General features: G+C 61.6%; 20 protein-coding genes. 14 read left to right on the forward strand and 6 right to left on the reverse strand.

Going from position 1 to position 21514, the window contains the following annotated elements:
• Positions 1-66 precede the first annotated feature (66 nt).
• The 7 genes from ACJ2A4_RS03220 (at position 67) to ACJ2A4_RS03250 (ending at position 8938) form a co-directional block, all read left to right on the forward strand.
• On the forward strand, positions 67-690 hold the full coding sequence (locus ACJ2A4_RS03220) for a thioredoxin domain-containing protein (protein ID WP_408874081.1): 624 nt from the start codon (positions 67-69) through the stop codon (positions 688-690).
• Complete coding sequence (locus ACJ2A4_RS03225) at positions 691-1317, forward strand: thioredoxin domain-containing protein (protein WP_408873599.1); 627 nt, start codon at positions 691-693, stop codon at positions 1315-1317. It abuts the gene before it with no gap.
• 34 nt (positions 1318-1351) lie between these two features.
• On the forward strand, positions 1352-5887 hold the full coding sequence (locus ACJ2A4_RS03230; protein WP_408873600.1) for an AAA family ATPase: 4536 nt from the start codon (positions 1352-1354) through the stop codon (positions 5885-5887).
• 112 nt (positions 5888-5999) lie between these two features.
• Positions 6000-6686 (forward strand): metallophosphoesterase, encoded by a 687-nt coding sequence (locus ACJ2A4_RS03235; RefSeq protein WP_194258693.1) that lies wholly within the window; start codon positions 6000-6002, stop codon positions 6684-6686.
• Positions 6676-7035: a chorismate mutase gene (locus tag ACJ2A4_RS03240; protein ID WP_408873601.1), complete on the forward strand. Its 360-nt coding sequence runs from the start codon at positions 6676-6678 to the stop codon at positions 7033-7035. The genes ACJ2A4_RS03235 and ACJ2A4_RS03240 overlap by 11 nt, the downstream gene beginning before the upstream one ends.
• Positions 7036-7040: 5 nt before the next feature.
• Positions 7041-7550, forward strand: coding sequence for a SixA phosphatase family protein (locus tag ACJ2A4_RS03245; RefSeq protein ID WP_408873602.1), 510 nt, complete (start codon positions 7041-7043; stop codon positions 7548-7550).
• Positions 7551-7642: 92 nt separating this feature from the next.
• Positions 7643-8938 (forward strand): citrate synthase, encoded by a 1296-nt coding sequence (locus ACJ2A4_RS03250; protein WP_408873603.1) that lies wholly within the window; start codon positions 7643-7645, stop codon positions 8936-8938.
• Between the two features lie 16 nt (positions 8939-8954).
• Here the strand turns inward: ACJ2A4_RS03250 and ACJ2A4_RS03255 are convergent, their stop codons facing one another.
• Positions 8955-9191, reverse strand: a complete 237-nt coding sequence (locus ACJ2A4_RS03255) for a hypothetical protein (protein ID WP_024716776.1) — start codon at positions 9189-9191, stop codon at positions 8955-8957.
• A gap of 206 nt (positions 9192-9397) precedes the next feature.
• Between ACJ2A4_RS03255 and ACJ2A4_RS03260 the strand changes: the two genes are divergently transcribed.
• Positions 9398-10144 carry an orotate phosphoribosyltransferase gene (locus tag ACJ2A4_RS03260; RefSeq protein ID WP_408873604.1) on the forward strand — a complete coding sequence of 249 codons (747 nt, stop codon included), beginning with the start codon at positions 9398-9400 and terminating at the stop codon, positions 10142-10144.
• 62 nt (positions 10145-10206) lie between these two features.
• Positions 10207-10989 carry a glutamate racemase gene (locus tag ACJ2A4_RS03265; RefSeq protein ID WP_408874082.1) on the forward strand — a complete coding sequence of 261 codons (783 nt, stop codon included), beginning with the start codon at positions 10207-10209 and terminating at the stop codon, positions 10987-10989.
• 44 nt (positions 10990-11033) lie between these two features.
• On the opposite strand, the gene ACJ2A4_RS03270 is transcribed toward ACJ2A4_RS03265, so the two are convergent.
• A complete protein-coding gene (locus ACJ2A4_RS03270; RefSeq protein WP_408873605.1) occupies positions 11034-12089 on the reverse strand; it encodes a polyprenyl synthetase family protein in 1056 nt (351 codons plus the stop codon).
• Positions 12090-12239: 150 nt separating this feature from the next.
• Between ACJ2A4_RS03270 and ACJ2A4_RS03275 the strand changes: the two genes are divergently transcribed.
• A complete protein-coding gene (locus ACJ2A4_RS03275; RefSeq protein WP_408873606.1) occupies positions 12240-13082 on the forward strand; it encodes a tRNA1(Val) (adenine(37)-N6)-methyltransferase in 843 nt (280 codons plus the stop codon).
• A gap of 21 nt (positions 13083-13103) precedes the next feature.
• On the opposite strand, the gene ACJ2A4_RS03280 is transcribed toward ACJ2A4_RS03275, so the two are convergent.
• Positions 13104-14123: a ribonucleotide-diphosphate reductase subunit beta gene (locus ACJ2A4_RS03280; protein WP_408873607.1), complete on the reverse strand. Its 1020-nt coding sequence runs from the start codon at positions 14121-14123 to the stop codon at positions 13104-13106.
• A 25-nt stretch (positions 14124-14148) separates the two neighbouring features.
• Positions 14149-16002 carry a ribonucleoside-diphosphate reductase subunit alpha gene (locus tag ACJ2A4_RS03285; RefSeq protein ID WP_407646339.1) on the reverse strand — a complete coding sequence of 618 codons (1854 nt, stop codon included), beginning with the start codon at positions 16000-16002 and terminating at the stop codon, positions 14149-14151.
• Between the two features lie 461 nt (positions 16003-16463).
• On the opposite strand from ACJ2A4_RS03285, the gene ACJ2A4_RS03290 reads away from it, so the two are divergent.
• Positions 16464-16895 carry an OsmC family protein gene (locus ACJ2A4_RS03290; RefSeq protein ID WP_408873608.1) on the forward strand — a complete coding sequence of 144 codons (432 nt, stop codon included), beginning with the start codon at positions 16464-16466 and terminating at the stop codon, positions 16893-16895.
• A 27-nt stretch (positions 16896-16922) separates the two neighbouring features.
• On the opposite strand, the gene aroC is transcribed toward ACJ2A4_RS03290, so the two are convergent.
• Both aroC and fabI read right to left on the reverse strand, forming a co-directional pair.
• Positions 16923-18005, reverse strand: coding sequence for a chorismate synthase (aroC, locus tag ACJ2A4_RS03295; RefSeq protein ID WP_408873609.1), 1083 nt, complete (start codon positions 18003-18005; stop codon positions 16923-16925).
• 1 nt (position 18006) lies between these two features.
• Positions 18007-18858: an enoyl-ACP reductase FabI gene (gene fabI / locus ACJ2A4_RS03300; RefSeq protein WP_011253503.1), complete on the reverse strand. Its 852-nt coding sequence runs from the start codon at positions 18856-18858 to the stop codon at positions 18007-18009.
• Positions 18859-19163: 305 nt separating this feature from the next.
• Here fabI and pdxH point away from each other — a divergent pair, with 305 nt between their 5' ends.
• From pdxH to ACJ2A4_RS03315, 3 genes are read left to right on the forward strand one after another with little or no spacing between them, the layout of a single operon-like run.
• Complete coding sequence (gene pdxH, locus ACJ2A4_RS03305) at positions 19164-19766, forward strand: pyridoxamine 5'-phosphate oxidase (RefSeq protein WP_408873610.1); 603 nt, start codon at positions 19164-19166, stop codon at positions 19764-19766.
• A 47-nt stretch (positions 19767-19813) separates the two neighbouring features.
• The gene (locus tag ACJ2A4_RS03310; RefSeq protein ID WP_408873611.1) at positions 19814-20698 is read left to right on the forward strand and encodes a universal stress protein; all 885 of its coding nucleotides are present in this window, start codon (positions 19814-19816) and stop codon (positions 20696-20698) included.
• 41 nt (positions 20699-20739) lie between these two features.
• A complete protein-coding gene (locus ACJ2A4_RS03315) occupies positions 20740-21468 on the forward strand; it encodes a polysaccharide lyase family 7 protein (protein WP_408873612.1) in 729 nt (242 codons plus the stop codon).
• Positions 21469-21514: the final 46 nt, after the last annotated feature.

The raw sequence follows: 21514 nt of genomic DNA on the forward strand, positions 1-21514 counted from the left end.
CGGAGCCCCCCGTTCATCGTTCGAGTACCATATCGTTTCCAGCGGAGCCCCGCCCATGTCTGCCCCCTGCTTTCCGGACGCCGCGCCTTTCTCGTGACTGGCGCCGCTCTCGTGGCTACGGCCTCGGTGCCATCCCTGCGTGCCGAGGACCTTCCGGCCAGCGATCCACGCATGGGGCCACGGGTCATCGGTTCGCCGGATGCCAAGGTCATGGTGGATGAATGGTTCTCGCTGACCTGCTCGCACTGTGCCCATTTCGCACAGGAGGTCTTTCCTCAGACCCGCAAGAACCTGATCGATACGGGAAAGATCCGCTACCGCTTTCATGACTTCCCGCTCGATCAGGTCGCCCTGCTGGCGGCCATGGTATCGCGCTCCCTGCCCGCTGACCGGTACGAGCCGTTCGTGACCGATCTGCTCGACCATCAGGACCAGTGGGCTTTCGCACAGAACATCGACCCGATCGCGGAACTGAAAAAGCGTGCGGCCCTGTTTGGCGTCAATGCCGCAGAGTTCGACCGGATCAATGCCGACAATGCCCTGCGTGAGTCCATCATCAACAAACAGGATCATGATGGCGCTTTCCTCCAGATCCAGGGCACGCCATATTTCCGTATCAATGATGTTGCCGCACCAGACGTGGTGGGCAGTTATGATGATTTTGCCAAAGCAGTCGCAAAGGCTTCCTGAATGACCCGTCTTTCCCTCTCCCGCCGCCTTTTCGTTTCTGCCGCACCGGCCCTCGCCGTTGCTGGCAGCGTGAGCGCGTCCCGTGCCGCCGATGCCGTTGATCCCCGCCTGAGCCCGCGCATCATCGGCAATCCGAACGCCAAGGTTCTGGTCCAGGAATGGTTCTCCCTGACCTGCACGCACTGCGCCCATTTCGCGACGGAAGAGTTCCCGAAGATCAAGGAACAGCTCATCGATACGGGCAAGATCCGCTATCAGTTCCATGATTTCTGCGGTGACCGCGTTGGCCTGACCGCGGCGATGGTCGCACGCTCACTGCCGGAAGACCGCTACGTGCCGTTCCTCGAAGCCCTGTTCTCCAGCCAGATGCAGTGGGCTTTTGCGGCTGGTGGTGACCCGATGCAGCGCCTGCAGCAGATGTCTGCTCTCGCCGGTGTTTCCGCGACGCAGTTCCAGTCCATCAGCCAGGACAATGTCTTCGCGGAAGCCCTGTTCGATCAGGTCAAGAAGGATTCGGACACCTACAACATCCAGGGAACGCCGTATTTCCGCTTCAACAACACGCATTACGACCAGGATCCGGAAACCTACGAAAAGTTCGCCGATCTGGTCGCTAAGGCGTCCTGATCCAGAACCGTAGGACCATCATTTCCATACCCTGATGTCGAGCCGTACCACGACGATCGACCGCCTGAGTATTGGCGGTTTCAAGAGTTTCGCCGATGAGGTGCGTCTCGATATCCTTCCGGGTCTGACGGGGATTATCGGGCCGAACGGCTGCGGAAAATCCAATGTCGTCGAAGGCCTGCGCTGGGCGATGGGCGAAACATCCGCCCGCGCCCTGCGTGGCGGCGAACTCGACGACCTGATTTTCGCGGGCACGGGCGCGCGCTCGGCCCGTAACATCGCTCAGGTCACACTCCATCTCAGCAACGCGGCCGGTCTGGCTCCGTCCCCGTTTCAGGACGCGGACGAGCTGGAAATCAGTCGCCGGGCCGAGCGTGGCTCGGGTAGCGAATACCGCATCAATGGCCGCGTCATGCGTGCCCGTGACGTCCAGACGCTCTTTGCCGATCTGGCGTCGGGGGCGCGAAGCTCCGCCATCATCAGCCAGAACCGCGTCGGCCAGCTCATTGCGGCCAAGCCCGAAGAGCGGCGCCTGCTGCTTGAAGAGGCCGCAGGCATCACCGGTTTGCATGCCCGGCGCCACGACGCCGAACTCAAGCTGCGCCAGACCGAGACCAATCTTTCCCGCGCTGAGGACCTGCGCCTTCAGCTCGAAGAGCGGCTTGAAAGCCTTGAGGGCCAGACCGTTCAGGCCCGGAAATATCGCGAAATTTCCGAAAAAATCCGCACGACGGAAACCGAGCTTCACGCCCTGCTCCATGCCCGCGCCAATCTGGCCGTCCAGCGCAGCCGGGACGATCTCGCCAAGGCCCGCGAAGATCTGAAAAAGGCTGAGCAGGCTGCCGAAGCTGCGGCCATTGCCGAATTCGAAGCCCGCAAGGCAGCCCCCGACGCCCGCGAGGAAACGGACCGCCTGCGCAGTGCTCTCGAGCGACTGAAGGTCCAGTCTGAAACCCTGCGTCAGGATCTTGAACGCGCCCGGCAGACCGAGTTTGAAACCCGCGCACGGCTGGAACAGGCCCAGGGTGACCTTGCCCGGAGCGAGGCCAGCCTTGCAGCCGATCGCGAGGCCCATACAGCCGCGACGGAAGAATGTTCCGCCCTCGAAGCCAAGGCCGCCGCTCTTCCCGCACAACGCACCGCGTGCGCGGCTGAATGCGACCGCCTTGCCGCGCTTGAAACGCATCAGGCTAGCGCTCTTGAAGAGGCAACCCGCCTGCGTGACGCCGAAGCCATTCGACGGGATGCCGTCATGGAAGGGCTGGATGCCCTGACCATCCGTCTGGATGCAGAAGTCGGGGCACTGGAAGCACTCACAGCAGAAATCACAGCGCTGGATCAGGCGACCCCCGATAACGCGACGCTCAACACACTGCGTCAGAACGCAGCATCGATGCAGGAACAGTCAGAGACTGCCAGCCGACGCGAACAGGATTGCGCCAGTGCGTTGCAGGATGCGCGGCTGAAAGCCGAACTGGACGGTCGCGCCCTGACAGAAGGAAAAAACCGCCTTGAAACCCTGCAGGCGTCTGAAGCCGATCTGGACCGGCGTCTTCAGACGACCGAAAACCAGATCCGTCAGGACCGGACCACGCGCGAGACGGCCCAGACCGCGCTCCTGAGCGAACAGGCCCGGACCGAATTCGAGACGGCCCGCGATGCAGCAGTGCTGGCCCTGAACGAAGCGAGCGAGCGCGAAGAGCAGGCGCGACAGGAACAGGAGCGGCTTGGCACGCTGTGGCTCGAATCCCGCGCGGCAACCGAAGAGGGCACGCAGCGTCAGAAAGCCCTTCTGCGCACTGTGGAGCAGAACCGATACGCTCTCGATCAGGCCCGGCAGAAGGCTGCGTCTGCTGCGACCGCTGAAGCAGAAGCCAGAACGGCGCTCGTGCCTGAACAGAGTGTTCAGGAGGCGACCAGTGCCGTTGCCCGGATCGAAGATCGCCTGAACGGTCTGCAGGATGCACTGACGGAAGCCGAGGCCAATCTCGCGGAGAGGCGCGAACAGGAAAATCACGCCCGCTCCGCTCTTTCGGAACTGGAAACGCTGATCCTGCGGACGCAGGGAGAATGTGAAGGGCTGGAACAGAGCCTGAATGCGGTAGTCGCCCAGCCTGACCCGCTGGAGGATGCACTGGATCTCCCGGCGGACATGGCCCGGGCCGTCGCAGCCGTGCTGGCTGATGGTCTGGACGCCTCGCTCGCACCCGATACCACGCCTGCCGACCGGCGCTGGCGCACACTGGACCGGATAGGCGTGACGGAGCTGCCATCCTGCCGGGCACTTTCCACACTCATTGAAGCACCCGAAGCCCTGATGCGTTGTCTGGATGCAGCGTTTCTGCTTGAGGATGAGTCCGCAGGGACCCGCTTGCAGAAAGCGCTCCAGCCGGGTCAGGTCCTCGTCGGTCGCAGCGGCGCACTGTGGCGCTGGGACGGGTTTACGCGCTCAGCCGATGCTCCGGACGCTGGTGCGGTGCGGCTCGAACAGCGGCGACGCCTGACGGAAGCCCGCGCCCTTCTCCAGTCGCATGAGGCTTCGCAGCCCGCATTGAGCGAAAGCCGCGCCTCCGCCATCCACGCCCGTGAACAGGCCGAAGCGGCCCTTGCGGCATTGCGCCGGGATCGCGCAACGCTGGAGCCACAACTGTCCGAAGCTCGAACCGTCGCTTCCAAACTCGAGCAGAAAGCCGCACTGGTCCGAACCCAGTGGGAGCAGGCCACACAGCGCCGACAGGAAGCCGAAGAAGCGCTGGCACTGGCACAAACCGCCGCGACGCAGGCTGAAGCAGAACTGGCGGCCCATCCCGCGCCCGATGATCTTCAGGCCAGAGCCACGGCCTGTGCGGAAGATGCCGAAAATGCCCGTAATGCACTCCGGGCAGCCAACACCCGGTTGCAGGAAGCACGGAGCATTGCGGACACTGCCGTCCGTGCCCTCGATCAGGCCATCCTGCGTCATGACGCCGCACGCTCTCGCTTACAGGATCTGGACGATGGGCTGGCACGTCTGGAGGACGAGCATGCACGACTCGCGGCTCAGCGGGTCTCGCTTCAGCAGCAGAACAACCGCCCCGACATGGCTGCCCTGACAGCCACCGCACGGGCCGCACAGGACGTTCTTGATGCCGCCGGCTCTGCGGCCGATGCGGCGTCACATACTGCGCGGGAGAGCCGCGAAAAGGCGGCCCGTCTGCTGCGGGAGCTTCAGGCACTCGATCAGTCCGCCGCAACGGCCCAGGCTCGCCGCTCCGCCCTCGAACCCCGCCGGACGGATCTTCAGTCGCTGGTCGGACGCCTTCGGGACGATCATGCCAGACGAACGGCTGAACTGGCTGAACGTCCCGAACCCGCCGTGCTGGAACAGGCTGTTCTGGAAGCTGCCGCCCCTCTCCAGCAGACGCGCCACCTGCTGGAAGAGGCGCGGACCGAGAGCAGCCGCCTGTCCCTTGAAGAAGTACGCCTGACCGGAGCCCTGACTGCCGTCCGCGCCCGTCTTGAAACACTCGCCAGCCGGATCACCACGGAAGAGGCCAGCCTCGCCCAACTCCGCGCCCGCCACGATGTATTGCAGGAGAGCTTCCAGACCGCGAGCGCTCTCCCCGCCGAGCTGGAACGCAAACTTGCCGGTCACGATCAGACCCTGACGGAGGCCCAGAATGCGTACGATGCGGCGCGCGCCCGTGACGAGGCCGCAGGGGTTGCCGGGCTGGAAGCGCAGGAACAGCGACGCAATGCCGACCTCGCACTCGCGGCCGGACGCGAAGCGATCGCACGCCTGACCGAACGCGCCGAACAGGCGGTTGCCGCCCGCGAGCGCCTGCTGGCCGACAGCGAGCCGCCACAGGGCAGCGCTCAGGGAGGCGCCTATCCGTCCGATCTGTCCGAGCAGGCCGAGACCTCCACCCGCCGGCGCCTCTCACGGCTGAACCGCGAGCGTGAAGAGCTTGGCGCCGTCAATCTTCGGGCGGAAGCCGAGTTCGAGGAAGCCCGCGAAACGGCCGAAACCATCGCCCGCGAACATGCCGAGCTGACTGCCGCCATCAACAGGCTGCGCGGTGGGATCGGTACAATCAACCGTGAGGGGCGTGAGCGGCTTCTGGCAGTTTTCACGGAAGTGGACCGGCATTTCCAGTCCCTGTTCGCCCGCATGTTCGGTGGCGGACGCGCGCATCTGGGTATGGTCGGCAGCGATGATCCGCTGGAAGCCGGGCTGGAAATCTTTGCCCAGCCGCCAGGCAAAAAGCTTTCGACGCTGTCTCTGCTTTCGGGTGGCGAGCAGGCCCTGACGGCGCTTTCGCTGATCTTTGCAACCTTCCGCTGCAATCCGGCCCCGATCTGCGTACTCGATGAGGTTGATGCGCCGCTTGATGATGCGAATGTCGAGCGTTTCTGCTCCCTGCTATCGGACATGACCAAAGAAGCCGGCACGCGGTTTCTGGTCGTGACGCATCATCAGCTGACAATGGCGCATATGGATCGACTTTATGGTGTCACAATGCAGGAACGTGGTGTAAGCCGGGTTCTGTCAGTCGATCTGGGGCGCGCCACTGCGCTTGTGGACGGCTGAGGTTAATTTTCTCAAACAGATAAATTGACGTTGGACCGTTCTGGCCCTTTGATAGAAGGAAAACCAGAAAGCACGCGCCATCTTCGTTGATCCACCCCTTCCCGACCCCGTCATGACGCGAATCCGTGAACACGGCATCCGCGTGGTGGGAGACGTACATGGTGATTTCAACGCTTTCCGGCATGCAACGGCAACGGACCGCTTCGTCATCCAGCTCGGAGACCTTGTGGATCACGGACCGGACAGCGCCGGTGTACTGGAGCTGATGCTCGAACTGCTGGAACAGCAGCGCGGTCTGTTCATTCTGGGCAATCACGACCGCAAGCTTGGCCGCGCCCTCGAAGGTCGCCGCCTGCGCCGTGACCCGCCCCTTGAGGAAACCCTGCGTCAGATTTCGCTGCCCGAATATGAGGGCCTTCCCGAACGCGCCTACGAGGCGATCGACAAGGCCCCGACATGGCTGCGGATCGGACGCTCCCTGTTCGTGCATGGCGGCTTCCATACGGCGATGCTGTCCCTTTCCCCCGTGCCGGGTCTGGGCGAAATGTCCGCGCCGCTTTCCCGCGCCCTTTTTGGGGAAACCACCGGCCGCATGCAGCCGGATGGCTATCCCGAACGCCGCCTGACCTGGATCAACCGCATTCCCGAAGGAATGATGGTCTATGTTGGCCATGACCGCCGCTCGACGGACGGCCGCCCCTGGCGCCGGACGGGTCGTCTGGGCGGTACGGCCATCTTCACCGATCTCGGTGCCGGAAAAGGTGGCCATCTTGCATGGATCGATCTGAATGAACCCTAAGCCTGTCCCTTCCACGCCCCGAAATCCTGATCCCGCCGGCTCCGATCCTGCACTGGCCGAACTCGAGCGCCTGCGCGCCAGCATCGACAATATCGACGCCGCGCTGATCCACATGCTGGCAGAGCGCTTCCGCTGCACGCAGGAAGTCGGGAAGCTCAAGGCCCGCGCCCATCTTCCTCCCGCTGATCCTTCCCGGGAAACGCGGCAGATCGAACGCCTGCGCCAGCTTGCACGGGATGCGCATCTGGACCCCGATTTCGCCGAAAAATTCCTGGCATTCGTCATCCGTGAAGTTATCCGCCATCACGAAGCCATCGCCGCAAACGCCCGTCAGGCATCGGAGGGCTGATGTCCATGCGCCGCCTCCTTCTTCTGCGCCATGCCGAAGCCGTTCCTCACGTCCGGACGGAGAGCGGCGACCGCGCCCGTGTGCTCACCCCGAAAGGACAGGAGCAGGCCGCCAGCATTGGCCGGCAGATTGCCACGCTTGACCTGCCCAGCCCCATGCAGATCCTGTGCAGCCCCGCTGCACGCGCCCGGCAGACCGCACAGGGCGTGCTGGATGCATTGAGCAATGCGCCTGCCTTCACGATCGAAGACAGCCTTTATTCCGCCGTGGCAGATGATTTTTACGGCCTAATCCACGCCACGTCCGAAGCCGTTCAAACGCTGCTGATCGTCGGCCATAACCCCACCATTAGCGAATTTGCCTGTGACCTCCTCGGTCCGGCCCTTCAGGCTGCGCAGTTCTCAGCACTCAACCGGAGCTATCCGCTGGCAGGGCTGACGGTCTTTGATGTTCCGGGAGAGTGGCTGGACGTCCGACCGTCCACGGTCCAGCCCGTCAGACTGCTGCAACCCTGAAAATATCATCCGAAGGGCGTCTCTGGACATAAAAAACCTTTCGGACGTAAAACAGAATAATATCCTTACTCTCAGGCCGGTTTATCATCCCTATGTCCGAAAAACGTTCCGCAACCTTTGGTCTCGATGGCCTCAGCCGTCAGTTTCCAGTTCTGGAAGGGACAATCGGTCCGGACGTCGTGGACATGCGTGCCCTGTCCCAGAAAACAGGCATGTTTTCCTATGATCCGGGACTGGGGAGCACGGCCACCTGCACCAGCGCCATCAGCTATATTGACGGTGACAAGGGCGTGCTGCTGCACCGTGGCTATCCGATCGAGGATCTGGCTCTCAACGCCAGCTTCACCGAGACGGCCTATCTGCTGCTCTATGGCGAACTGCCAACCGCCGCACAGTATCAGGCGTTCCGGACGGATATGAACACCCACCGGCTGCTGAACGAGCAGATCCGGAACTTCTTCAACGGCTTCCGCCGTGATGCACATCCCATGGCCATCCTGTGCGGTACGGTCGGCGCGCTTTCGGCCTTTTATCATGATGATGTGGACATTTCGCAGCCTGCAACCCGCGATCTGTCCGCCCGCCGCCTGATCGCGAAGGTTCCGACCATCGCCGCCTGGGCCTACAAATATTCCATCGGTGAGCCCTTCATCTATCCCGATGAGGAAATGTCATTCTCCGAGAACTTCCTGCACATGCTGTTTGCCCGGCCGGGCAATCATTACCGGGTCAATCCGGTGCTGGCGCGTGCCATGGATCGCATCCTTCTGCTGCATGCCGATCATGAGCAGAACGCCTCCACGACGACCGTGCGCCTTGTCGGCTCAACGGGTGCGAACCCCTATGCCTGCATTGCGGCGGGTATTGCAGCACTCTGGGGACCGGCACATGGCGGGGCAAACGAAGCCGCGCTCAGCATGCTGGAATCCATCGGCACCCGTGACGGCATCTCGGCCTTCCTTGAGCAGGTCAAGAACCGCAATTCCGGCGTGCGCCTGATGGGCTTTGGTCATCGCGTTTACAAGAACTTCGATCCGCGCGCGAAGATCCTTCAGGCGACCTGCCACGAGGTCATTGAAGAACTGGGCCTCAAGCGTGATCCGCTGCTGGATCTGGCGATGGAGCTGGAGCGTGTAGCCACGGAGGACGATTATTTCGTCAGCCGCCGTCTCTATCCGAATGTGGATTTCTATTCCGGACTGATCCTCAAGGCGCTTGGGATTCCCAAGAGCATGTTCACCGTTCTGTTCGCGGTCGCGCGGACAGTTGGGTGGGTCAGTCAATGGAAGGAAATGATCGAGGAGCCGTCCGTGCGCATCAGCCGCCCGAGGCAGCTCTATATCGGCGCAGCGGAACGAAGTTTCGTCCCGATGAGCGAGAGGAGCTGAGGCTCCTCTGCAGAATTCAGCAGTCGCAGCCTGGCGTCTGGCCGCGGGCCTGACGGACGACGTGATGGTCGATCCATTCGGCCACGAGCCGTCTGGCCTCTTTCACGGAGGACTCGGGATGATGGATACGATACAGCGTCGTGCAGGCGGCAAAGGCCTGCATGTCCGGCTGTCCGACTTCCCGCAGTTCCTGATAGGCCGTCACAACAGCGCGTTCGCATTTCCGGCCGATCCGGCTGGTCTCTATGCTCACTTCTGATCCTGCCGTAAATGAGAATGAATATCGATATCTCTCCCTAGAACTCCACGGCTTCCCATGCAAGCACGAAGATCGACGGGACCGAAGACACTGACAGGTCCGATTAAAGTTCATCCGTTCCGAAACCGGGCCATATTGCCCCTACCCTTCGCGGCAGCGGCCCGGTAAACCACGAGAAAACGACGTCAGCGGAGACAAGCATGACCCAGTTCGCCGATAGCCCGATGGCGGGCCGTACCCAGTGGGGCCGTGACGCGGCCCTCACCACGGCCCGTATCCTGCTTGAAATCAAGGCCATCAATTTCCGTCCGGAAGAGCCCTACACCCTGACGTCCGGCTGGAAGTCCCCGGTCTATATCGACTGCCGCAAGATCATCTTCTTCCCCCGCGCCCGCACCAAGATCATGGAACTGGCCGTCGAGAAGATCGGCCGCCATATCGGCTATGAAAGCATCGACGCTGTCGTCGGCGGTGAGACCGCCGGTATTCCGTTCGCCGCCTGGATTGCGGACCGGATGATGACGCCGATGGCCTATGTCCGCAAAAAGCCCAAGGGCTTCGGCCGCAACGCGCAGATCGAAGGTGATGTGCCCGAAGGCATGCGCACCCTGCTGGTCGAGGACCTGACGACGGACGGCGCCTCCAAGATCCGATTCGCCAACGCCCTGCGTGACGCAGGCGCTATCGTGAACCACACCTTTGTCGTCTTCTTCTATGGTGTGTTCCCCGGCGCTCATAAAACGCTGGCGGACATGGACATCTCGCTCCATTCGCTCTGCACCTGGTGGGACGTTCTGGAAGCCTGTGCCGGCGGTGACTACTTCTCCGAAAAGGACAGCGCCGAAGTCCGCCGCTTCCTGGAAGACCCGTGCGGTTGGTCCAAGAAACATGGCGGCGTGAGCAGCGCGGAAGAAGCGCTGGCTCTCAAGGCCAAAGCCGAAGCCTGATGGATACTGGCGCATCCGTGCCAGCCGGCCGGAGTTTGGTTTTTGACTCCGGCATTGGCGGGATGGGTGTCGTGCAGGCCCTGCGCGATCTCCTCCCCGCCCTCCATATCGATTACCTCGCCGATACGGCCCTGTTCCCCTATGGCGAACAGCCGGACGACCTGCTGACCTCCCGGATCGTCAGCCTTCTGGTCTGCGCCTGCGAGCGGCTTCAGCCCGATGTGCTGGTCATCGCCTGCAACACCGCCAGCACGATTGCCCTTCCTGCCCTTCGGGAACAGTTGAAGATTCCGGTAGTCGGATGCGTACCCCCGATCCGCTGGGCCGGACGCGTCTCGACAAGCCGGGTCATCGGCCTGCTTTCAACATCCGCGACCGCACGACGTCCCTACATTCTCCAGCTTCACCGGGACTTCGCATCAGACTGTCGCCTGATCACGCATGGCGCTCGCAGGCTGGCCGATCTGGCCGAGCGCGCCTTTCTGGGCGAGACCATCGCGGATGCAGACGTAGAGCACGAACTGCACTGTCTTTTCAGCCAACCTCATGGCGATGAGATCGACACGGTCGGACTGGGCTGCACCCACTACACATTTCTGATGGACGCCTTCGAGCGCCTGTCACCGAATGGCGTCACCTGGCTGGATCCCGCCCCCGCCGTTGCCCGTCAGGTCAGGACCGTTTTGCAGACTGCCGAACGCCTGTCTGAATCATCGCAGGCCGGCAGGCTTCTCATGACCCGTGCGCCCCATGAAGCGGCAAGGCTGGAAGCTGCGGCTAAGCGGCTCGGTTTCAATGAATGGGAGCTGTTCACGGCTCCCGCCTTACAGACAGCGGAAGCCTGAAAAATTGCCCTGCCGGTGTTAGCAGCAGGGCGTATCAGAGCATCTTAGCGTGCGCGATCGACAGTGTACTGAACCGTCTCGATCATCAGGCGACGCAGTTCGCTTTCCGGGAAAATGGACAGCGCATCCACGGCCTCGGCCGCATAGGCCTGGGCGCGGGCAATGGTCGTGGCAATCGCACCGGTCTTCTCGATCAGATCCAGAGCATGCGGCAGGTCTGCTTCCGTCTGCTCGCCCTTCTCGATCACACGCTCCCAGAACGCCCGGTCTTCCGCAGAGCCGGCTTCATAGGCGGCCAGAACCGGCAGGGTGATCTTGCCTTCGCGCATGTCGTCGCCAACCGTCTTGCCGAGGACCTGCTGATCGGCTGCGTAATCCAGTGCATCATCGACCAGCTGGAACGCCATGCCTAGATTAGTCCCGAAACGGTCCAGTGCCAGCTCTTCCGCTTCCGGACGATCCGCGACCACCGCACCGACACGACAGGCTGCCGCAAACAGGGCGGCCGTCTTGCCGTGGATGACTTCAAGATAACGATCGACCGGCGTGGACAGGTCGTTCTGCGTCACCATCTGCAGAACTTCGCCTTCGGCAATGGTTGCCGAGGCATCGGACAGAATCGCCATGACCTTGAGCGAGCCATCTGCCGTCATCAGCTGGAAAGACCGCGCGAACAGGAAATCACCCACCAGGACGGAGGCCTTGTTGCCGAACACGGCATTGGCCGAGGCCAGACCACGACGCAGATTGCTCTCATCGACCACATCATCGTGAAGCAGCGTTGCGGTGTGGATGAACTCCACGCAGGCCGCCAGACCAACATGACGCTGGTTTTCAGGAGTCGACTGATAGCCGCACAGACGGGAGGAGGCGAGTGTCAGCAGGGGTCGCAGACGCTTGCCGCCAGCTGCGACAAGATGGGCGCCAAGCTGCGGAATGAGCGGGACCGGGCTCTCCATCCGCGCAATGATCGCACGGTTGCAGGCCTGCATGTCCTGTTCCAGGTAGGCGGACAGAGCGGAAAGGGCGCTCTCGCCCCCTGCATCCCTGACCACAGCTTTGTCAACGGTCGCAGAAACGTCCGGTGCGGCAGAATCCAAGGGTCATTACTCCAGTTCCCGCAGCGGACCCGGAGACTGGCCCAGGACCGCACGGGCACGATATGATGTGGCGTGGCCCGCTTCTTTCTTTCCTGTCGCGGGAAGAACGAACGGGCCATGTAACGCCGGACGACAGGTTGGAAAGACCATATGAGCGGCAGCAGGAAGACGGTCAACCCATTGCAACCCCCGAAGCCCCTCCCCGATGGCTCATTTATCACGCTTTGCCCCGCACAGGAGGAAGGCTCACTGTTGGGAGGACGGGTCCGCTACGACCAGTTCAGCAAGGGCTACCGGACCGGGCTTGAGCCGGTCCTGATGGCTGCCTCCATTCCAGCGAGACCGGGCGAAACGGTTCTGGAAGCCGGCTGTGGCGCCGGTGCCGCACTTCTGTGTCTTTCAGCCCGCATTCCAGGTGTGAATGGAGTCGGACTGGAAGCCGATTCCGAGACGATAAAACTGGCCGAGCAGAATATCCGAAACAATTCAGGTCCGACCGCCCTTCCAAGGCTCCAGATCCTTCAGGCCCACCTACCCGACATTCCCAAAACCCTGCGTGCCTTCACGCCAACCGCAAACGGCCGTTTTCATCATGTCATGGCCAATCCGCCCTGGCACAGCCCGCATGGAACGCCCTCGCCCGATACCAGACGACGGCTTGCCCTGAGTGCGGAGACGACTGCGCCGGAGGAGTGGATCCGAACCCTGACGAAATGGGTGCTACCGGGCGGAACACTGACATTTGTCCTCTCCGCTGCCGCTGCGGACCGGGCATGTCAGACATTGCTGGAAAACGGATGTGGTTCGATCCAGTTCTATCCCTTCTGGCCCCGTCAGGGACGTGAAGCGAAGCTGGTTCTGGTCCGCACGGTGCATGGAGGCCGCGGGATTTTCCGGCTGCGGGCCGGATTAATTCTGCATGAAGCAGACGGCCGCTTTACCGCTGCGGCCGAACGTGTCCTGCGTGACGGAGAAGCCCTGCCCGAAGGCTAGAGCTTCTCCACATGAAGGGTCTTAGCTGAAGACGTTACCTTCGAACGCTTCTTCCCAGGTCCCGGACGTGGATGCACGAGAATATTCGGTCGAGCGGTTCTCGAAGAAGTTGGCGTGCTCGACAGCATTCAGCATGTCGTCGATCCACGGCAGCGGATTGCTTTCCTGCCCATAGACCGGGTCCAGACCCAGCTGCGTCAGGCGACGGTCGGCAATGAAGCGGATGTAACGCTTCACGTCCTCGGAGGACATGCCCTCGACCGGGCCCATCTCGAAGCACAGATCGATGAACGCATCTTCATGCTCGACCGTGGTGCGGCAGATCTGCGTCAGTTCCTCGCGGAAATCCGGCGTCCAGATTTCACTGTTTTCACGCACGAAGGTGCGGAACAGGCGGATCATGGACAGGCAATGCAGCGTCTCGTCACGCACCGACCAGGAGACAATCTGTCCCATGCCCTTGAGCTTGTTGAAACGCGGGAAGTTCAGCAGGATCGCGAAGGACGCGAAAAGCTGAAGCCCTTCCATGAACGCCCCGAAGGCCGCCATGGTCTTGGCGATTTCACGCTTGTTGTCGATGTTGAACGACTGCATGAAATCGTATTTGTCCTTCATCTCCTTGTATTTCAGGAAGGCCGAATACTCGGTCTCGGGCATCCCGATAGTATCAAGAAGATGGGAATACGCAGCGATGTGGATCGTCTCGATATTTGAGAACGCAGACAGCATCATCAGCACTTCGGTCGGTTTGAAGACCTGGCTGTAATACTTCATGTACGCGGAGTTCACTTCCACGTCTGACTGCGTGAAAAAGCGGAAGATCTGCGTCACGAGATGACGCTCGGCTTCCGTCAGCGTCCGGTGCCAGTCCTTCACGTCATCGGCCAGCGGCACTTCTTCCGGCAGCCAGTGAACGCGCTGCTGGGTCAGCCAGGCGTCATAGGCCCAAGGATAGCGGAACGGCTTGTAGACCGGATTGGCGGTCATCAGGTCGAAATGCTGCTCCGCCTGAGAACCGGTGGTCGGGGTCGTATCGCTCATGATCGCGTCCTTTCACATCCCGCCATTACTGGCAGGACAGGCACTCTTCGTAATCGCCGCTGCTCATTTCGCCGCGCGGGGCGGCCTGAGCCGTGGCTTCGTATTTTTCGTCTTCCAGAATGTCGCTCTTCACCGCGAGGTTGGACACGGCATCCGCGCGCTGCACGGACAGGGAGCGGCAGTAGTACAGGGACTTCAGGCCCTTCTTCCACGCCTGGAAATGGATCTGATGCAGGTCGCGCTTGTGAACGTCGGCCGGCAGGAACAGGTTCACCGACTGCGCCTGACAGATGAACGGCGCACGGTCGGCAGCATGTTCGACGACCCAGCGCTGGTCGAGTTCAAACGCCGTCTTGAACACGTCCTTCTCGTCCTGCGTCAGGAAGTCGAGGTTCTGCACGGAGCCCTTGTTCAGCGTGATCGCCGACCAGACTTCGTCCGTGTCATAACCGCGCTCTTCCAGAATTTTCTTCAGGTGGCGGTTACGCACTGAGAAAGAGCCCGAAAGCGTCTTCTGCAGGAACACATTCGCGCTGATCGGCTCAATGCCGGGGCTGGCATTGCCGGTGATGATGGAAATCGAGGCCGTCGGGGCAATGGCGAGCTTGTGCGAGAAACGCTCCATGAAGCCGTATTCGGCAGCATCGGGGCACGGACCGCGCACTTCCGCCAGATGCTTCGATGCAGCATCGGCCTGCTTGCGGATGTGTTCGAAAATCTTCCGGTTCCAGACCTTCGCCATCACGGACTCGAACGGAATCATCCGGGCCTGAAGGAAGGAGTGGAATCCCATCACGCCCAGACCGACCGAACGCTCACGCGCGGCGGCATACTTCGCCCGCGCCATATCGTCCGGTGCGCGGTCGATGAAGTCCTGCAGCACGTTATCGAGGAACAGCATCACGTCCTCGATGAACTGCGGATCATCCTTCCACTCGTCCCAGGTCTCGAGATTGAGCGAGGACAGGCAGCAGACGGCCGTGCGGTTCTTGCCGTGATGATCAATGCCGGTCGGCAGCGTGATCTCGGCGCAGAGATTGGACGTCTTCACTTCCAGCCCGGCCAGCTTGTGATGCTCCGGACGGGCGCGGTTCACATGATCGGAATAGATGATGTAGGGCTCGCCCTGCTCCATCCGCGCCGTCAGGATGCGTATCCACAGCGCACGGGCTGACACCTTGCGGATCGTGCTGTGATCCTTGGGGGACAGCAGCGCCCATTCCTCGTCCGCTTCAACCGCACGCATGAAGGCGTCCGTCACGAGCACGCCGTGATGCAGGTTCAGGGCCTTGCGGTTGGGATCGCCACCCGTCGGGCGGCGCATCTCAACAAACTCTTCCACTTCCGGATGCCAGACCGGCAGATACACAGCCGCCGAGCCACGACGGAGCGAGCCCTGCGAAATGGCCAGCGTGAGGCTGTCCATGACGCGAATGAAGGGAATGACGCCGGACGTTTTGCCGTTACGACCGATATTCTCGCCGATGGAACGCAGATTGCCCCAGTAGGAGCCAATGCCGCCGCCTTTGGACGCCAGCCAGACATTCTCGTTCCACAGCCCCACGATTCCCGAAAGGCTGTCCTCGGCCTCGTTCAGGAAGCAGGAAATCGGCAGACCGCGCTCGGTGCCACCATTGGACAGCACAGGCGTGGCCGGCATGAACCAGTGGCGGGAAATATAGTCATAAATCCGCTGCGCATGGCCCGCATCGGCGCCGTAATAGGAGGCCACACGCGCAAAAAGCGCCTGATAATCCTCGCCCGGCAGCAGGTAGCGGTTGTTCAGAGTCGCCTTGCCAAAATCCGTCAGCAGGGAGTCGCGCGAACGATCCACTCGTACGGCATGATGGCCCGGAAGCTGCACGACATCATCGAACATGTCCGCGGAATCGGCATCGCCCGGAAGCGGCGCCTCACCGATGGGATGGTCGAGCGGCGGACGCACGTCATGGGCGCGGTGGGCCTTGTCGGACACGTCCATCGTCACGTCATGAAGGGTCATTGCTCTCTCCGCCGGGCATCTATTTTTTGAATTCTTGAGCTCTCATTTCCATCAGACCGAACCCGATCGCAAGCACGAAGTTCGCTTGCAAAATCGGAAGAGCTGTGAATTTGACCCCGCCTATATCTAGGGAAGGATTTCGTGAATGCCCCTAGATATAGTGCTGATCGCAGAAAACCGCCCCTATCAGACTGTTATCCCAAGAGTTTTCCCAAGGCGCTTTTTCCACTGTGTGATGGCGGTCACAGGATTGGGAAATTTCGTGAACACCGACGCGGGCAACGATCCATGACATGTCACGTTTGAACAGGCGAGCCCACAACATGGAAGAGCCCATCATGACGATCAAGAAGACAGCTTCGGCACACTGGAGTGGCGGTCTCAAGGACGGCAAAGGCACGATTTCCACGCAGAGCGGCGCCCTGCAGAACCAACCCTATGGCTTCAATACGCGCTTTGAAGACAAGCCCGGCACAAACCCCGAAGAGCTGCTCGGCGCGGCCCATGCCGGCTGTTTTACCATGGCGCTGTCCATGATGCTCGAACAGGCTGGCTTCAAGGCGGAATCCCTGGAGACGAAAGCCACGGTGTCTCTGGACAAGTCCGGTGAAGGCTTTGCCATCACGGAGTCTCACCTGACGCTGCGAGGCAAGGTTCCCGGCGCATCGGAAACGCAGTTTCTGGACATTGCCAACAAGGCCAAGGAAGGCTGCCCGCTGTCACAGGTCATCAAGGCCAAGATCACGCTGGACGCCACCTTCGAAGGCTGAGGCGCCTGACATCGAAAGGCTGGGGCCTTAGCGCTCCCAGCCACACTGCGCATGATCGCGCAGCAGATGATCGGCCAGCACACAGGCCATCATCGCCTCGGCGACTGGTACGGCCCGGATGCCGATACAGGGATCATGCCGCCCCTTCGTCATCACTTCGACAGACTCGCCATCGCGCGTGATGCTCGGAACAGGCGTAAGGATCGAGCTAGTCGGCTTGATCGCAAAGCGCGCCACGATGGGCTGTCCCGTTGAAATGCCGCCCAGAATGCCGCCGGCATGGTTGGACGCGAACTGCGGCCCCGGCGCAATCGGATCAGCATTCTGCTCACCGCGTAAAGCGGCTACGGCAAATCCGTCCCCGATCTCAACACCCTTCACGCCATTGATACCCATCATGGCCCCGGCGAGATCAGCATCGAGCTTGCCATAGACAGGCGCGCCGAGTCCGGCAGGCAGACCTTCCGCTACGACTTCGACAGTCGCTCCGATCGACGATCCATCCTTGCGAATGGAGTTGAGAAGAGCTTCCCATGGCCCCACGGATTCCGCATCCGGACACCACAGCGGATTACGCTCGACCTCGTTCCAGTCCCAGCGGGACGGATCGATGGTCTGGCCCCCGATTCCTGTCAGGGCCGCACGGATCTTCACGCCCTCACCCACCAGCGTTCTGAGCAGCACACGCGCCACGGCACCCGCTGCGACCCGCATGGCCGTCTCGCGCGCCGAGGAGCGTCCGCCCCCGCGATAGTCGCGGATGCCGTATTTCATGTCGTAGGCGATGTCGGCGTGACCGGGGCGATAGCGGGTTGCGATATCGCCGTAATCTTTCGACCGCTGATCGGTGTTCTCGATCATCAGCGAAATGGGCGTTCCAGTCGTCTGCCCTTCAAACACGCCTGACAGGATCCGGACCTGATCCGGCTCCCGCCGCTGCGTGGTAAAGCGGGACTGACCCGGCCGACGACGGTCGAGCCAGGGCTGGATGTCCTCTTCGGACAGCTTCAGGCGGGGTGGGCAGCCATCGATGACGCAGCCGATGGCCGGTCCGTGACTCTCACCCCAGGTTGTGACGCGAAAAAGCTTCCCGAAGCTGTTGTCCGACATGTCAGTTCCCGGAACCGACCGCTGCGATGTCCGGAGCGTCCGGGTTCTTCATGCCGACCGTGTGGTAGCCGCAATCCACATGATGGATCTCGCCCGTCACACCGCTGGAGAGGTCGGAGAGCAGGTACATGCCCGAACCGCCAACGTCCTTGAGGGTCACGTTGCGCTCCATCGGAGCATTGAGCTGGTTCCAGCGCAGGATGTAGCGGAAATCGCTGATCCCGTTGGCAGCCAGCGTCATGATCGGACCAGCCGAGATGCCGTTCACACGGATATCGTCACGGCCCAGATCGGCAGCCATGTAACGCACGGAGGCTTCCAGAGCAGCCTTGGCCACACCCATTACATTATAATGCGGCATGACGCGCTCGGCACCGAGATAGGTCATGCTGAGGAACGACCCACCCGGATTCATCATCGCGGATGCACGGCGTGCAACGGCCACGAAAGAATAGCAGGAGATGTCCATGGCCTGCAGGAACGCATCACGCGGCGTATCGATATAGCGGCCACGGAGATACTGCTTGTCGGCGAAGGCGATGGCGTGGAGCACGAAGTCGATCTTGCCCCAGCTCTTTTCGATCTCGTCGAACGTCGCGTTGATGGCGTCGTCATTGCTCACATCGCAGGGCAGGACCAGCGAGGAGCCCACGCTCTCGGCCAGCGGACGGACGCGCTTGCCCAGTGCCTCGCCCTGATAGGTGAATGCAAGTTCCGCACCCTGTGCCGCACAGGCGCTGGCAATGGCCCAAGCAATGGAGTGCTTGTTGGCAACACCCATGATCACACCGCGCTTGCCCTTCATGAGCGTGCCGGTCACTGGAGCCGGGATATTGTCTTCCGTTTCAGACATGGTGATTTCCTGAATTGCGTTGGCGTATTGAGGGCCGTGGTTGCACAAGCGCCCGTTACAGACAAGACTTTGCGACCATTGCGCCGTTTTTTGCCCGCAAACTGGGCATTAAGGCATCACTGGGACGTGCGGAAAGCACCTGTCTTAACAGACCGTACTTATTTTTCGTGCACTGTCCCAGATCAAGGCATGACCGGCAGGGTGGTCTTAAACTCTCCACATGGTTGGACCCGACGGGACGCGCTATGACTGCGAAAGTGGCGGCCCGGTCCTGCCGCGCCGATCTTGTTACCAAGGAGACTCCCATGTCCGACATTCCCCTGATTGACCTCAAGGCCGATCCCTTTGCCCTGTTCGCGGCCTGGATGTCGGATGCGGAAAAGTCCGAGCCGAACGATCCCAATGCCATGGCTGTCGCAACCGCCACGCCGGACGGACGTCCTTCCGTGCGGATGCTGCTGCTCAAGGGCGCGGATGAGCGGGGCTTTGTCTTCTATACCAATCTCGAAAGCCGCAAGGGGCTCGAGCTTCTGGCCAACCCACATGTCGCCCTGCTGTTCCACTGGAAGTCCCTGCGCCGCCAGATCCGGATCGAAGGGCCGGTCGAGGCTGTCAGCACGGAAGAAGCCGACGCCTATTTCGCAAGCCGCTCACGCATGTCCCGTCTTGGCGCCATCGCCTCGGACCAGTCCCGCCCGCTGGATGATCGCAGCACGTTCGAGGACCGCCTGAAGGCCGCGGACGAAAAATATGGCGATGGTCCGATCCCCCGCCCCGCCAACTGGTCCGGATTCCGCGTGGTCCCCGAGGCCATCGAATTCTGGCAGGACCGGCCCTATCGCCTGCATGACCGGGCTGTGTGGACACGTGATGGAAACGGATGGAACGTCACGCGACTTTATCCGTAAATACATCAGAACGACGTACAAAGATTTTGGCCGGGGAGCCTTTACCCATGCTTATTGATATCAAGAATATCCTTCTCCCCCTGAACGGCTCCGGTGACCTTGAAGCCGTCATGCAGGTCGCGCTCGATTTCGCGCGCCGTTTCGATGCCCATCTGTCGGCCGTCGTGGTGGGCTCGGACCCGTCCGAGGTCGCGACACTTGCAGGCGAAGGCATTTCGGCCGGCATGGTCAATGAAATGATCGACACGGCGACGACCGAAGCCCAGCGCCGCGCGATCTCGATCCGCAAGGCTTTCGACAGCTTCATCCATGAACACGGCATCCGTCGCATCGAGCCCTCGAAGATCGGCTCCTCCGCAGGCGATGGCGTCAGCGCCAGCCTCGACGTCCTCAACGGGACCGAGCACGATTCCCTGACATGGCGTTCGCGTCTGGCCGACATGACGCTGGTCCCGAACCTTGCCAAGGACGGTGATCCGCGTGCTTCCGAAACACTGCACGCCATTCTTTTTGACAGTGGACGCCCGCTGGTGATCGCACCACCGACACCGCCGAAGACGGTCGGCAAGCGGATAGCCATCGCCTGGAACGGAACACCGGAAGCCTCGCTGGCCCTGCGCTGCATCCTGCCCTGGGCGCACAAGGCCGAAGCCGTGCAAGTCCTGACCTGTCAGGATTATCAGCGTCGTGGTCCGGGTGCGGACGAGGTCGTGACCTATCTGCGGATGCACGGCATTTCCGCCACGACCCGCGAGTTCGGGGCTATCAACCGCGACATCGGTGCCGGCCTGCTGAAAGCGGCCACGGAGTTCAATGCCGATATGCTGGGCATGGGCGCCTATTCCCATTCCCGCCTGCGTCAGATGATTCTGGGTGGCGTGACCCGTCACATTCTCGAAAAGGCTCAGCTGACCGTTCTCATGAGCCGCTGAAGATATTTTTCCCGCCTGCCCGTTTTCCTGAAGGATCCATCATGTCCCTGTCCCGCCTCGTCTGTGCTACCTGCCTGACCCTTGCCCTGGCAGGTCCAGCCCTGACGCCCGCATGGGGCATGGATACGCCGCAGCCTCCACAGGCAGGCAATTTCACCCTTCAGGAACCGGCCGCGCGCCTGAAGCTGCGCCTCATTCCGGGCAACACGCTTGCAGCCGGGTATCGCAGCCCGTTCTACCAACAGAATACCGCGACAGGTGCGATCACCCTGCAGACAGATGGGCTCCAGCCCTCCATTCAGGGACAGACGGCCCCTGCAACGGTCCTGCGTGAAGGCACGGCCTGGTATTTCCAGCAGACTCCAGCCGATATGAGCGCCAGCCTGCATATCGACACCTGGCCCAGCGACCAGCGCGTCATCATCGGGCGTATCCAGAGTCCGCATGGCCCCGTCGCCGAACTGGTTGCAGACGGCCATCATTCGCAGGTGACCGCCATCATCCATGACGGTACCAGCACGCGCCGTATCATCGCCGGGACGATCTATCCGGACCGCCATATCAGCTACACGATTTCGTCCCGCCCCAGCGGCACGCTCCAGATTGTCGTCAACGGAACCCGCAACATGCTTCCCATGCCCGTCGCCGCAACAGCGCCAGTCATGTGGTTCGAGGCCGTGGCAGGACAGACCGGATGGCACATGCCCTGTCACGGTGACATGGCCCGCGTGACCTTCACATCCCTTGATGTCCGTCATCCGGCGCCGTGATGGCCGCAGCGCCGAGTGAAAACATGCACAGCCTTTGCCGCCTGTA

The sequence above is a fragment of the Gluconobacter roseus genome, assembly GCF_046058915.1.
GTDB classification, from domain to species: Bacteria; Pseudomonadota; Alphaproteobacteria; order Acetobacterales; family Acetobacteraceae; genus Gluconobacter; species Gluconobacter roseus_A.

Coding starts and splice junctions, on each gene's coding strand:
- ACJ2A4_RS03225 (WP_408873599.1), top strand. CDS start 691: ATGACCCGTCTTTCCCTCTCCCGCCGCCTTTTCGTTTCTGCCGCACCG.
- ACJ2A4_RS03230 (WP_408873600.1), top strand. CDS start 1,352: ATGTCGAGCCGTACCACGACGATCGACCGCCTGAGTATTGGCGGTTTC.
- ACJ2A4_RS03235 (WP_194258693.1), top strand. CDS start 6,000: ATGACGCGAATCCGTGAACACGGCATCCGCGTGGTGGGAGACGTACAT.
- ACJ2A4_RS03240 (WP_408873601.1), top strand. CDS start 6,676: ATGAACCCTAAGCCTGTCCCTTCCACGCCCCGAAATCCTGATCCCGCC.
- ACJ2A4_RS03245 (WP_408873602.1), top strand. CDS start 7,041: ATGCGCCGCCTCCTTCTTCTGCGCCATGCCGAAGCCGTTCCTCACGTC.
- ACJ2A4_RS03250 (WP_408873603.1), top strand. CDS start 7,643: ATGTCCGAAAAACGTTCCGCAACCTTTGGTCTCGATGGCCTCAGCCGT.
- ACJ2A4_RS03260 (WP_408873604.1), top strand. CDS start 9,398: ATGACCCAGTTCGCCGATAGCCCGATGGCGGGCCGTACCCAGTGGGGC.
- ACJ2A4_RS03265 (WP_408874082.1), top strand. CDS start 10,207: ATGGGTGTCGTGCAGGCCCTGCGCGATCTCCTCCCCGCCCTCCATATC.
- ACJ2A4_RS03275 (WP_408873606.1), top strand. CDS start 12,240: ATGAGCGGCAGCAGGAAGACGGTCAACCCATTGCAACCCCCGAAGCCC.
- ACJ2A4_RS03280 (WP_408873607.1), bottom strand. CDS start 14,123: ATGAGCGATACGACCCCGACCACCGGTTCTCAGGCGGAGCAGCATTTC.
- ACJ2A4_RS03285 (WP_407646339.1), bottom strand. CDS start 16,002: ATGTTCGATGATGTCGTGCAGCTTCCGGGCCATCATGCCGTACGAGTG.
- ACJ2A4_RS03290 (WP_408873608.1), top strand. CDS start 16,464: ATGACGATCAAGAAGACAGCTTCGGCACACTGGAGTGGCGGTCTCAAG.
- aroC (WP_408873609.1), bottom strand. CDS start 18,005: ATGTCGGACAACAGCTTCGGGAAGCTTTTTCGCGTCACAACCTGGGGT.
- fabI (WP_011253503.1), bottom strand. CDS start 18,858: ATGTCTGAAACGGAAGACAATATCCCGGCTCCAGTGACCGGCACGCTC.
- pdxH (WP_408873610.1), top strand. CDS start 19,164: ATGTCCGACATTCCCCTGATTGACCTCAAGGCCGATCCCTTTGCCCTG.
- ACJ2A4_RS03310 (WP_408873611.1), top strand. CDS start 19,814: ATGCTTATTGATATCAAGAATATCCTTCTCCCCCTGAACGGCTCCGGT.
- ACJ2A4_RS03315 (WP_408873612.1), top strand. CDS start 20,740: ATGTCCCTGTCCCGCCTCGTCTGTGCTACCTGCCTGACCCTTGCCCTG.